This is a genomic window from Photobacterium sagamiensis (assembly GCF_050337085.1).
Lineage (GTDB): Bacteria > Pseudomonadota > Gammaproteobacteria > Enterobacterales > Vibrionaceae > Photobacterium > Photobacterium sagamiensis.
In genome coordinates this window covers 1-12611 of the sequence record NZ_JAKJSP010000024.1, presented here as the reverse complement: position 1 = coordinate 12611, position 12611 = coordinate 1, and the positions used below count along the sequence as shown (strand labels likewise).

General features: G+C 45.4%; 10 protein-coding genes, 4 tRNA genes and 1 pseudogene. 7 read left to right on the top strand and 8 right to left on the bottom strand.

Going from position 1 to position 12611, the window contains the following annotated elements; all coding sequences use genetic code 11:
• Window positions 1-49: 49 nt before the first annotated feature.
• The 3 genes from L4D76_RS12175 to L4D76_RS12165 all read right to left on the bottom strand — a co-directional run bounded on the left by L4D76_RS12175 (window position 50) and on the right by L4D76_RS12165 (window position 5176).
• Window positions 50-487: a hypothetical protein gene (locus L4D76_RS12175; RefSeq protein ID WP_428441165.1), complete on the bottom strand. Its 438-nt coding sequence runs from the start codon at window positions 485-487 to the stop codon at window positions 50-52.
• A 31-nt stretch (window positions 488-518) separates the two neighbouring features.
• The gene (locus tag L4D76_RS12170) at window positions 519-833 is read right to left on the bottom strand and encodes a hypothetical protein (protein WP_428441164.1); all 315 of its coding nucleotides are present in this window, start codon (window positions 831-833) and stop codon (window positions 519-521) included.
• A 212-nt stretch (window positions 834-1045) separates the two neighbouring features.
• Complete coding sequence (locus L4D76_RS12165) at window positions 1046-5176, bottom strand: hypothetical protein (protein ID WP_428441163.1); 4131 nt, start codon at window positions 5174-5176, stop codon at window positions 1046-1048.
• Between the two features lie 442 nt (window positions 5177-5618).
• On the opposite strand from L4D76_RS12165, the gene L4D76_RS12160 reads away from it, so the two are divergent.
• A complete protein-coding gene (locus tag L4D76_RS12160; protein ID WP_428441266.1) occupies window positions 5619-6860 on the top strand; it encodes a leucine-rich repeat-containing protein kinase family protein in 1242 nt (413 codons plus the stop codon).
• Between the two features lie 232 nt (window positions 6861-7092).
• Here L4D76_RS12160 and L4D76_RS12155 read toward each other — a convergent pair whose 3' ends face one another.
• The 3 genes from L4D76_RS12155 to L4D76_RS12145 all read right to left on the bottom strand — a co-directional run bounded on the left by L4D76_RS12155 (window position 7093) and on the right by L4D76_RS12145 (window position 9515).
• The gene (locus L4D76_RS12155; protein WP_428441162.1) at window positions 7093-8292 is read right to left on the bottom strand and encodes a macro domain-containing protein; all 1200 of its coding nucleotides are present in this window, start codon (window positions 8290-8292) and stop codon (window positions 7093-7095) included.
• Window positions 8293-8431: 139 nt separating this feature from the next.
• Window positions 8432-9070: an HAD hydrolase-like protein gene (locus tag L4D76_RS12150; RefSeq protein WP_428441161.1), complete on the bottom strand. Its 639-nt coding sequence runs from the start codon at window positions 9068-9070 to the stop codon at window positions 8432-8434.
• Window positions 9071-9170: 100 nt separating this feature from the next.
• Window positions 9171-9515, bottom strand: coding sequence for a hypothetical protein (locus L4D76_RS12145; RefSeq protein WP_428441160.1), 345 nt, complete (start codon window positions 9513-9515; stop codon window positions 9171-9173).
• A gap of 229 nt (window positions 9516-9744) precedes the next feature.
• Between L4D76_RS12145 and L4D76_RS12140 the strand changes: the two genes are divergently transcribed.
• Window positions 9745-10074, top strand: a complete 330-nt coding sequence (locus L4D76_RS12140; RefSeq protein ID WP_428441159.1) for a transcriptional regulator — start codon at window positions 9745-9747, stop codon at window positions 10072-10074.
• Between the two features lie 53 nt (window positions 10075-10127).
• Here the strand turns inward: L4D76_RS12140 and L4D76_RS12135 are convergent.
• Window positions 10128-10295, bottom strand: a pseudogene (locus tag L4D76_RS12135) (transposase); the annotation flags it as partial.
• A 585-nt stretch (window positions 10296-10880) separates the two neighbouring features.
• A complete protein-coding gene (gene cspE / locus L4D76_RS12130; protein ID WP_428439671.1) occupies window positions 10881-11093 on the bottom strand; it encodes a transcription antiterminator/RNA stability regulator CspE in 213 nt (70 codons plus the stop codon).
• Window positions 11094-11661: 568 nt separating this feature from the next.
• Between cspE and L4D76_RS12125 the strand changes: the two genes are divergently transcribed.
• The 5 genes from L4D76_RS12125 to L4D76_RS12105 all read left to right on the top strand — a co-directional run.
• Window positions 11662-11752, top strand: a tRNA-Ser gene (locus tag L4D76_RS12125).
• A gap of 44 nt (window positions 11753-11796) precedes the next feature.
• Window positions 11797-11872, top strand: a tRNA-Thr gene (locus L4D76_RS12120).
• Window positions 11873-11880: 8 nt separating this feature from the next.
• Window positions 11881-11955 (top strand) — tRNA-Gly (locus L4D76_RS12115).
• Between the two features lie 6 nt (window positions 11956-11961).
• Window positions 11962-12037, top strand: a tRNA-Asn gene (locus tag L4D76_RS12110).
• Between the two features lie 354 nt (window positions 12038-12391).
• Window positions 12392-12611: transposase (locus tag L4D76_RS12105; RefSeq protein ID WP_489686027.1), on the top strand; the 220-nt coding region annotated here is incomplete at its 3' end.

Genomic DNA, 12611 nt, shown 5'->3' with positions numbered 1-12611 from the left:
CCATGCTCCGAACAAGGCTCCGGCAAGTTCATCTTATTTTTCCGTTGTTTTAGAAATACGTCATCAATTCAGCATCGACGCTTTCAATATGATCAGCCAGTACGTTTTCAGGTAACTCTTTATTGTTTTCACCCACGCCACCGTTAGGGTTTTCTTCAAACCATTCCGCTTTTAACTGCGTTAACATCAACTTGCGTTTCCAGCGAGTGAACTCAAGAACAAAATCATCACGTTCTGGCACAATAGCGCTAGCGACCTCAGGACAATGACACCCTATATTCGCCACTTTACGGGCGGCGATTACCGCATCTTGCTGGTCTGCATCAAGTCGACCCCATGCTTCATGCAGGTTCTTGTAAAAACCTTTAAACACAGACATATCACCGGTAACAAAACCATAGCTGAAAGTTTCACTGGTTGAACCGCCACGCCTTACCAAGCCAATTAATACGATTCGTTCTGCATGGCTCAGTTGTTCAAATCCCATAATGAAATCCTTCTTTCCTTTTTCCTTGGTTTTAAAGCTGTTCAAGTTTTGAGATCAAGTCTTCAGCCAGGCGCATACTCCAATTGCCGTCATAGATAGGAACCGTGAAATCGTGCAGAAGGGCGACGTGTGTAGCTGTATCTTTTGTAAGCAGCGCTTGTTGATTGTCTGGGTGATAAGCAGCATCCAACACGAAAGAGGTAACAGTAAAGTGCTGCTTGTTATTGTCCAATAACAATCTAATTGTATCGTGTTTAATGTCCGGAACTTCAGCGGCGATCTCCTCTAAGACTTGAGCTATATTTTGTTTTTCACGCAAAACCCAATCAAAATTATCTTCTGACATAGCATTTACCTTATTCCGTTCCTGATAATATTTTAGCCGTGCGGATGGCATTCACACGATTTTTCTCCACTGTAATTTTCTACCTCTTCACCGTTTTCAAATTGTTGAATTGGCCTACATACACTATTGATGCAAGCATGTTCAACAAGTTCAGAACTAATGCTTTTTAGCTGAGAAAGTCTATGCATTAACCCTTTGAGCTAATGTAGAGCTCACTTGTCATCATTCGGCTTCTCAGGCGCAGCCTTCTTGTCTGGAACATTCACCTTTTCTTTCTTCGGTGCTCGTTTCCAAGCGCCTCCTGCCGTAAAACTCTCCCACGACCACTTTGCCCAGCGCAAGACTGAGTTTGCAAGCCATAACGCCCAGAGCAGCATCACCGCACGGTACACCCAGATTGAGAAGGAGAATACAGAAGCCACCGGAAGTGTTCCCTCCATACGGTCTTCGTACCACTGGAGACCCCAGCGACTACTACTATTGCCCTCCACCATCATGTCCGGATAACCCAGAAGGCCTGTTTGTACAGCAGTAAAAAGGGCACTCGCCGCCGCCAGTGTGGCTAAAGTCAAGGCGATTTGCCCCATGTTAAAAAACACCGGGCGGATCTTATCAACATCTACCCTCTCTCGCAGGGCAAGCAGAAAGAACCAGGTCGCCACTACGGCAAGCCCAATGATAGACACCGGCGCTAACCCAATGACCAACATCGCCCATTGCCATGTTTTTAGCGGGCGGATCTTGAGCCATCCAAGCGCAGCACTAAATATCAGCAACAGCAGAAATACCCCCCAGAACAGTATCACAGGACCAAGACGTGGCCCCATGAGGTATAATACCCACCGATCACTGGGTACGGCGGTGCTAATATGGACATTGGCCACTGGCATGCCAATGTCGATTGCCGGGGTACTCAGCCAGGCACCGCCCCCTTCCGCCTGACGCCATTCCAATATGATCTCCTGCTCCCCCGGCGTGAGCGGGAACGCCATCTCGGACTTTGATTCATCCAACGGGATCGCCCGACCATCAACTTGAACCTTCAGGGGAATACTGTTCTCAGGCAGGGCTATCGTATGGCGCGCCCCTTGGGAGCTGGTAATAGAAAGAGTCAGCTTGTGCGTTTGCTGTTTGCTCCCCGTCTTCACTCGATAGTCGACCTGACGTGCCGTATGCGTCGGCCCTGATACGCCTTCCGGTCGCTTGATATCCAGCACAACAGTCTCACCAGCCCAGGGCCGCCAAGTCGGCCCCCAGGTACGATTCTCGACCAGTACAGGTGCAATCCCGCTCGTCTGTTCCATGTGCCAAATCGGCCCCGGGGAAACACTCCAGGTCTCGGCGTAATCGCCCTCACTGGCCTTAAGCACTAAGGCTGGCATTACCGCCACGCGGGATACAAAATTAGCCGAATTGATACCGGCAGGAAGTCTGATCCACGCTATGCCATCCTTTACCTGCACGTTTTGCGATAGCACCTCTTCCCCGGGTAATAGCGGGTATTCAATCAGCATAGCCTCTTGATTATGCGAGTAACGCACCACCGATGTTTGCATGTCCCAGGTAAGGCCAAGGGAGATACGGCGGTTAACCATCGCAAAAGCTGGAATTTCTGTGGGGGCCAGTTCCTGTTTGGTTGCGTGCTGCTGGCGCGCAAACTGTAAATTACCTCCCAGCACTTGGCCATTCTCATAGCCGCTCACTTGCCAGCCTTTGGCTTTTACAGATACATTGTGTGCATAGCTTGAAAGGGGTAATGTGATGCTCTTTTGCGCACTGACATCGGCAATAACCTGAACGTGCGTCTCTCCTTTCTTGAGCGGCAGCCAGAGCTGATCCGCCTGTTGCCGCCACAACTGCTTTGCCGGATGTCCATTAACGATTACGGCATCCGGTTGCCAGCCGGTAAAGGTGAGCGGTATCGACACAGCAACCGGAGCCTCGGCATGATAGGCAAGATCCAGACGCAGCTGATGTTCGATTAACCTTACCGCGACCCGGTTAATCGTTGCGCATTGCGGTGAACAGGCAGGTGGTTTTTCTAAGTGTTTTTGGTACTCCCCGAGCAAATCTTTGGGAGGAAAAGGTGCAGCCTCGACAGAAGGCGTGACGCCCGCGTTCGCAAGCACACCGATAACCAACACAGTCGCGGTCGCCTTCCAGCCCCCAAGGCGAGCCTTCCAATCGAAGACGCCCAGTAGCCTTACAAACAGCAGAGAAACTAAGATGACGTTAATGATCGCCCAGAGCAAATTGACAAGCGGACCTGCCACGACAAGTGAGAAGGTTTCATCCGAGCGCACCGGCCCACTCCATTTCAGTTGTACATATCGCCCTGTCCAGCTAGGCAACCCCGCCCCTGTTTGGATCTTGGCATCCGGATCGTACTGAAGTCGTTGCTTGCGGGGCTCATCACGGGATGAGTCATAAAGCTCTTGCTTGAACTTGGATATCTTACTTTGCTCTAATTCGGCAGGCCTGTCTTCTTGACGCAGTTCATCTATTGCACGTTCGCTCATAACCTTGGGAGCCTTTGTAAGAGAGGCATACGGTCTTACGCTAGCCGTTTCCTTGAGCTGCGGGTAGAGCCCCGCACGAACCTGATCCACAGCAAAAAATATGACCATCAGGCCCAGCACCATCAGGCTGATGCGCTGAAAAAATTCAAGGATCCGCTTTGCCCGGCCTTGCTTAAAGTACCGTAGAAGCCCAATGGCGAGTAACGGCAACACCCACGTCCATACTGGTGCCAGAGGCGAATGAAAAGTTGCCAGTAAAGTGACCGCTGCCACTCCCCCCCACAGCCAGCCAAAAATGCGTCCAAAGGCGAGCGCTATCAATCCTGCGAGAAAGACATTAAGCAGGTTCCACTTTGATACCCAGGTTGCCGAAACAAAATCGGGGCCACTGATGTGGATCGCCCGCCAGCCAGGAGGCAAATACAGTTGCGCAGATACACTCTCAAAGTCGGTATCCCATCCCGATACGGGCAGCTTTCCACCGCCCGTTGGAATACGGCTTTCACCAATAAAGTTAAGCGATGACTGACGCACCTCGACACCACGCGCACCATTGGCAAGACGCGTGATAAATTGCGGTTCATCGCCGATCAGAGCCCGCCCAAGTTCAAACGGACTTGCCAATGAGAGCCGCCAGTCTCGGCGCATCTCACCCACAATGGTATCTTTGACCGAGTATCCTCCATTTTCAAAGTCGCGCCATAGCACGCGGCTAAGGCTTAGACGGTTGCTCACCGGGGTGGGATCGCCACGCTGTAGTTCTTTGAGCGTTAGCGTCTGCCCCACTTTGGCCACAAATGCAGGAAATTTCCGCCATGCTTCAGGTAGCTCGGTCTGTTGTGGATCAATCTGTGGTAGACCTGACCATTCGATCTTTCTTAGATCGGAATGCTGCTCGATGACCCAAAGCTCCTCCAGGGGCATTTTGTCACCGGCCTGCAAAGTAAGCGCGTTGACAGGCACTGAAGCTCGAGTGCGAATATTGACTGCCCAGGTTCCACGCGCAACCTGCAATCGCAGTGTGCCATCTGGTTCTAACCGTGCCGGTCGATTGGATCTTAGAAATAGCGGTTGATGGTCTTGAAAAACAATGGGGCCAAGCACCACCTCTCTTGCATCACCACCGACATGGAGTTTGATCTGTGTCTCGACTTCAAAGGGAATGCTGTCGCTTAGTTTTCTAAACACCGTGGCAGTGACAGTATCAGCCTCACCCGTCTCCCTTTGGGCCAATTGACGAAAACGGAACCGCCCCAGGCTGTCAATCTCTATCCGATCTACCTTTCGGCCATCAACGGTGACCCGAAGCAACCCATAACGCTCTGGCAGCTGAATATCACTCGAGGCCGGCGGCAGATCCAATGTCCCTCGCAGAATATGGCTACCGGGCGCTAAATAAACCACGGGCTTATTGCGAACCTGTATCACAGGTACGGGCTTCCCGCCTGCAGTGACATCTGAAGGCCAGACTCGACCGCCGGGAAGAGAGACAGCCGTTTCCTTATAGACGGTGACGGGCAGTTCAAATGTACCCTGCTGACCCGTAATAGTAATAGCTAAGTCACCGGTAAAATAACATTCGCGCTTGCCTTCCTGAGCCACCGGTGGCACACAACCGACGTTAGAATTGCGAAGCACCCAATTACGCCACTCATTGAGTTGCTGAGGCGCCGGATCGACTTGCGCATAGGCAGACAGCGTAATAAAGGCCAACAATACGGTGGTCATGAATCGATTTATGTTTATCATTACTTTCATACCCCGATTATTAGTATTTTTCGGCAATGCGGGATTCGACTTTATTTGTAATTTCCTGGCTGACATTTTGAACCAGCCAAGATATATAAGCTTGGATTTTCGCGGTAATGCCCGAGGGCTTATCAAGTTCCTTTTGCATGCTAAAAGAATAGTAAAAACAGCGGCTTTTACTATTTTAATTTCTTATTTAAACAATGTTTCCAGCTATTTATCAACTTATTGCGACCGCGATTGCAGAACACGAACCAGTGCGATTCCACAGGATTAAGTTCAAGTACATCCACGACCGACATCCCCAAGGGTTCGTGCGATGAAGCCGTTACTTTTTTCTGCCAAGAATAAAACGGTGACTAATGATCTGGTTCTGCTCATACCAAGCATCTTCTCTACGACGTGCGGCATAATTATAACTTTGTCTATGACCAATCTACCTGCTACTACCCTTTTTGCTCAATTTTCTAGTAGACTACCCGCCGTTTTGTATCACTCTCACTATGGATTCATTATTTTGCAGACACTTTCTCAGCTAAAATCTGGCGAATTAGCTGGCATTCAGCACTTAAAATTATCTGAAAACTTAACGTCATTCCCATTAGAAATTTTATCACTGGCTGATAGCTTAGAAATTCTTGATATATCCAACAACCAATTAGCTTCATTGCCAAAAGAGCTAATGCAGCTTCAAAGACTTAAAATTATTTTTGCCTCAAACAACCACTTTGAGACACTACCTGAAGTGCTTGGTCAATGCCCTAACTTAGAAATGGTGGGTTTCAAATCAAATAAAATTAATCAGGTTCCAGAAAACTCATTACCACCAAAGTTACGTTGGCTCATCTTAACGGATAACCACATTGAAACCTTGCCTGACGCTTTGGGCGAACGGCCACGATTACAAAAGTTAGCATTAGCGGGCAATCGCTTAACACATCTACCGCAAACCTTGGCTCAGTCTACAAACCTCGAGCTAGTGCGTATTTCAGCCAACCAACTGGCTGAGTGCCCAGATCAATTACTGGGTTTACCTAAACTTGCTTGGTTTGCGTTTTCAGGTAATCCATTTAGCCAGTCAGATGTCAGCATTCAGTCAGTCCCAGAAATACCGTCATCAAGCTTCACGTTACAAAAAGTACTTGGGCAAGGTGCGTCAGGGGTTATTTCAAAGGCTGCTTGGAATAAACATCAACCCACCTTCCCTGATGATATTGCGGTTAAAGTCTTTAAAGGAGAGGTCACTAGCGATGGTTATCCAGAAGACGAATTGCAAGCATGTTTGAAAGTAGGCAATCATTCAAATCTAGTACAATCTTTGGCGCAAGTGAATGAAAAAGGGTATTTAGCGTTAATCATGAACTTGATACCCCCTCACTATAGTAACTTAGGGCTACCACCATGCTTTAAAAGTTGCACCCGTGATACCTTTCCACAGGACTTTACTCTATCCATTGAACAAATTGATAAAATCGTTGTTCAAATGGAAGATGTATTTGCGCATTTACATTCAAACCAAGTATGCCATGGCGACTTATACGCGCATAACACCCTGTTTGATGAAGAAGCCAATATCATTTTCGGAGACTTTGGTGCAGCAACGATGTATCACATGCTGACTGAAGAACAGCAAGAGCAAATAAAGCAGATTGAACATCGAGCACTTCATCATTTTATTGATGACCTATTAAGTATTTGTGCCGAAGAAGATCAACACAGCAAGAAATTTAACCTTCTCAAGCAGCAGATTACTCATTAGAGCATCAGTAGAAAACAGGCATTGTTAGACCCCTCTAACTGTGCCTGTTAATCACTCTTTTACACCAAGCCTCTGGTGGTGGCGACTAAGAATCCCGAAAATTTTTTATTTCACGCGAGTGGGACTCGTGAGGCGATACAGGGCTCTCAGAAGAACCTATTTTCCTAAGCAATCAAGATGTAAGCGGGGAACGAATGATGTTTGTTCCCGCCGATTATGCTCTTGTTAGGCATTAGTCCCCTACGAACCCTGGCGGCATGGGCATTTTGAAATCCCTTGGCTTTCCCCAAGTGTAAGCGTACTCATAACAGGGGCCGTAGTCGGAGCAAAATATCAGCAGACCTTCGGGGGCGGTAGCTTGGAGCATTTCTTGATACCACTCGATGTATGGACCATTTGGATTTCTTGCTCTTTCTAAGATGTGTGGGTAGGTTGCGAGAAAACCATCTATGAATTCTGACAACGAATCAGACGGGTTTCCCCACGGAATTTCCTGATCATAGCCTCCACCTATGGACCCAGATATCGGGCAGATCTCTCTGTCATTAATATCAAGAGCCCTACTTGGCCAAAGGCCTTCGACTATTACGCCAATTTCGTAACGCCAATAACATCCACTCGGTGCCATGGTCGGATCAATGTATAAAGATTCATACCCTCTTTTGTGCAACTCTCCGACCATCTCCAAGATGCGCCTGCTAATTTGGCTTCCCGCGACACCGGCACTGCGTTCTTCTTTGAGCCTATTCTGTACATCAATATGCTCTTGAATTGTTTCCGATGGCAACTCAAACGTCGACACAAGTGAACTACCTTCGATGGTTTCACCAGTATCGATGTTTGTATAGATGTACGAAACGAAATCTTCTGTTCGGTTGACTTTGATATTCCACCCAAGGTTTCGGTCAGTGTATTCCTCATCCATGTTACTTTTTGCATCACTCCATATTTCTACCATCTGTTTACTGATTAGGTAGAAGTGAATTTTAAGTGCTTTAAATTCATCGCGACTACATACTCCAAGCGCGACCTCTGCTGCCTCTTGATGAGGATAACCGTACGCACCACAAGATATCGCGGGGAATGCTACTGTTTGACATTGATTTTCAATAGCCAACCGAAGCGAGTTTAAATAAGCTGATTCAAGTAATTCTCTAGGATTATCAACTTGTTTATATCTCGGCCCAACGGTATGAATTACATACTTTGAAGGCAGGTTCCCTGCCGATGTAATTCGAGCTTCTCCAACTGGGCAGCGAATGCCATTAACAGGTTCAACCTTGAAACATTTTTCACGTAAGCCAGGCCCAGCAACTCGATGAATTGCTCTATCAACACCGCCTCCTCCCATCATTATTGGATTAGCGGCATTTACGATTGCATCGACATTCGCTTTCGTTAAATCTCCTTCAATGATAAAGATATTATTCATTCGGATTAATCACCTAATCTACTGAATTGGATATGTTTGATATCACCAGAGAGGCCACCAAACTTAATTTGAACACTGTAATTACAAAGCCTAATTCAAGATAAAACTACCGAGTGTAACGCATCACCTTGATTCATCGTTATATTCCAATATGTGACATAATTTGAGGATGTATTAAGAAATTATCAATCTGCTTACTATGTTCTAATCGTTCACCAACTAAGACAAAGTTATAAGCAAGATCAATACAAGCTTTCTTGTCCCATACTCCATCACCAAAGTACGTTTTTGATATGAAATTTTTGCACTTACAACGAGACTCAGAAACTTGCATTATTTTTGTTCGTTGAAAGTGATCTGAAGCCGACGCAAAAGCGATACCTGATATATCGAATCCTGCTGATTTCAACTTCAATTGGGCACTATCTTCCCAACCGCCAGTTGCTATTGAAACTTCAACATCTTGACGAGATTTGAGCTGATTAAGGAATGATATAGCACCTTCAATTTCACGAACAGGCGTGACTTTTAGTTCTAAGTTAACTCTACGTACAAATTCATCTTTAACTCGATGATGAATTTCATCACGTTGGTTCATTAAACCTACTTGCGCAATAAACTCATCCAGTATTCCCGAGACAGTGATATTTGTGTAATCAGATAAATTATTCTTAATTTCGATACCTACAATACTATTTACTGCGTCAGAAAAACAAATTGCATCTAACTCACAAGATTGGATAAGTGTCCCATCAATATCGAACATGACTAAATGCATTGAACCTCCCAGTGGCATACACCTGTAATAAGGTGTGCGCTACTACCACCTTACTTTACCTTGATGACCTTGCTAGCCGCAATTCAACCTTTATCGAATACTAGTAGCTTCCACATGGGCAATGACCAACCTTTGGATCATATCTTTCACCACAGCGAACGCATCTAATTTTTGGGTCTATGTCTTCAATTTCTGTGGGCAATGCTAGCTCATTCTCATTAATAATATCTTCAATAATATCTTCAATAGCCATCGACGAGACCACATCGATGGCCATCAAATATGTCTTTCTTGCTTTATTTAGCCCTAACTCTAGCTTTCTTTTAGCCAAAGCGATGTCGGCTAAATTACCACGTGCAAGTAGCAAACTATCAGCAAATGATGAATATAAACTTCTGACTTGGGACAAGTATTCCTGCATAAATGCTTGTTTAATGACTTCCATTTTCACCTCATTTAAAACACACTACCGCCCTTAGGTAACAGCAATAACCTTTGCACTTCCATCTTGTCTTTCCAGCCATCTCTTTTATATCTATAGCAAAGAATTCCACTTGATGCATATAAGACTGCAGATGAAAGAATGTGATTTGGTGATTTGGTGATTTGGAACAAGAAAGATAAGCAATGACATTTTGACCTACACTTTCATTAGCCTTAGTAGGAGCATGGTCATGAAGCATAAAGATAAAATTCTATTTATCCCCATTGAAAGACAGGAGACAACACGAAAGGAAATAACAACTTTGCTGTCTGAACGTTCCTGCACCGCCAAAGAGATTTCGACTGCCGCTAAAATCTCGGAAAAAGAGGTTTATGATAACCTCGAGTATATTTTAAAAACAATTCACAGGGATAACAGGAAACTGGTTATCACCCCTTACCAATGTAAAAAATGTGGATTTGTCTTTAAGAAGCGGGAGCGTCTGAAGAAGCCAGGAAAGTGCCCTTTATGCAGAAGTGAATCTATTGAGGATGCACTCTTTTCAATTCAAGCGAATTGATAAGCCTCTGGTGGTGGCGACTAAGAGGCCCGAAAAATTTTCATTTCTCGCGAGTGAGCCTCTTCGATAACTATCCCTTGCCGTAGTGCTAATTCATGAAAGACATCACCAAGGTGCTTTCTAATCGCACCAAATATCACTTTCTGTCTTTCCTTGGGAATAAATACAATATGGTATTTACAATCCCATCGCGTATGTGCTGTGGTTCGTTGGCCTGTCAGCCAATGTTATAGGTGACCAAAATCATAACCCTGTAACGTAAAAAGGCCGCCAATGGCGGCCTCTCTTATATAGACTCCTTTACTCTGGGTAAGCCTGAGAAAAAAAACTGTAGCAGTATAGACTCCTTTACTCTGGGTAAGTCTGAGAATAAAAACTGTAGCAGTATAGACTCCTTCACTCTGGGTAAGCCTGAGAATAAAAATAGTAGAAGAATTTATATAAAGAACTATTTAAAAATAGTCTGAATTAAATATAGCCWATTTCASTTACARTGCWGTTAAGAGTGCTGGATATGCGACATTTGTCACRCAAATAAGCACTCTGTTGCTCTGCCAGAAATGTCACGACATCCACAGAAATGGTGGGTAACCACTACTAGGCCACGGCTTAYGGGTGACYGRAAAACGTGACGCCGTGACAAGAACATCACTCTCGAATAGATACAAGAAAGGCCGCCATGAGGCGACCTTTCGGTGATTCATTGTTTGCCTGTTATGTTGATTGGGTACCGAACTAATGCTTAAACGACAGATATAAAAAATGCCGGCCATAGCCAGCATTTTTTCAGAAGATAAGTCTTYTAATTATAAAGCAACTACRTTCGCTGCTTGAGGGCCTTTTTGGCCTTGCTCTAGGTCAAAAGAAACTTTTTGACCTTCAGCTAGAGTTTTAAAACCTTCAGAAGCRATAGCKCGGAAATGAACGAATACGTCAGCGCCGCCGTTATCCTGAGTGATAAAACCAAAGCCTTTATCTTCGTTGAACCATTTTACGATACCAGTACTTGAATTAGACATATGCTGYCCCTTATAAAAAWTAATAAATAAATCGCCAGAATGCGACGTGCTAAGCGGTTGAATTATTTAATGTTACGGTAAATATAAGGGAAACACTGAGGTACAAAACGATAACGTAGATGTAGCTGAAGGTTTAACTTGTACTTGATGTTGCATTTAATAACTCTCTGAACAACAGAGCGAGCGAGATAATAACAGCTGTACACTTTTTGTACAGCTTAATTTTCAGACCGTCTTCGGAAAGGCTGGCAGAGACGACCTTTCCGTTCCATTTCCGTTCCGTTGTGGTGCGGTAAATGCGCGTTACGTTAAATGGTCTATTTGTTACGCAGTAACTTAGGTTTGATCAGGCAAAAAAAAGCCCCATTCAAAAGGGGAAAGGGGCAAATTAGTTGGAACTATAAATCCTCATGTGAAACATACCTCATACCACCCCCAACAATTTATGATCTCACTCTCAAAATTTGGTTCGGTCTATGCCTATCGCGTCAAATACGCTTATATATTAACCGATTAGTTTGGTTGATCTTTACATTACCATCGGTGTTCCCTACTATTATCGGCCTTCGGAGAGATGGCTGAGTGGTTGAAAGCACCGGTCTTGAAAACCGGCATACGTTTGTAGCGTATCTAGGGTTCAAATCCCTATCTCTCCGCCAAATTCGTATTTAGGCGTAAGCGTGAATACAAAAAGATAAAGTGTGCCGACTTAGCTCAGTAGGTAGAGCAACTGACTTGTAATCAGTAGGTCACCAGTTCGACTCCGGTAGTCGGCACCATTTATTATGCGGGCATCGTATAATGGCTATTACCTCAGCCTTCCAAGCTGATGATGCGGGTTCGATTCCCGCTGCCCGCTCCAAATAATTCCCTCTTAGTTCAGTTGGTAGAACGCCGGACTGTTAATCCGTATGTCGCTGGTTCAAGTCCAGCAGAGGGAGCCAAATACAAAAAAGCTGCTTATTAAGCGGCTTTTTTGTGCCTGTTATCCTGAAACTGCCTCTGAACATTAAAACCCCGCTCCCTGAAGATCAGCGGTGATTGCGATAATGACTGCCAATACCACCGGTTACAGAGCCTGAGGAGAAATCATAGCCACCGGTTTGACCAACTTGCGTCATAGCAAAGGAGCTACCTTCAAAGGCTTTCAAGCGTTGTATATAGGACAGGCACACTTAAGAAACCATCAATTCTGTTAATTTCACCGTACCACAATACTTATCCCAATCTGATCCTCAGCCCCTTTTCAAACCCAATTCATAAGCTATGGTCATTATTCAACCAGCGAGGAGTGACTGATGACCACCGCCAGAAAACAACAGATTTGCCTGGAATCAACACCCTATTACCACTGTGTTTCACGCTGTGTGCGGCGCACCTTTCTCTGTGGCTACGATGAAGCAACAGAAACGTCTTTTGAACACCGTCGCGAGTGGATTGAAGCGAAGATCAAACAACTCAGCAGTATCTATTGCATTGATATTTGTGCCTACTCAGTAATGAGTAACCACTACCACC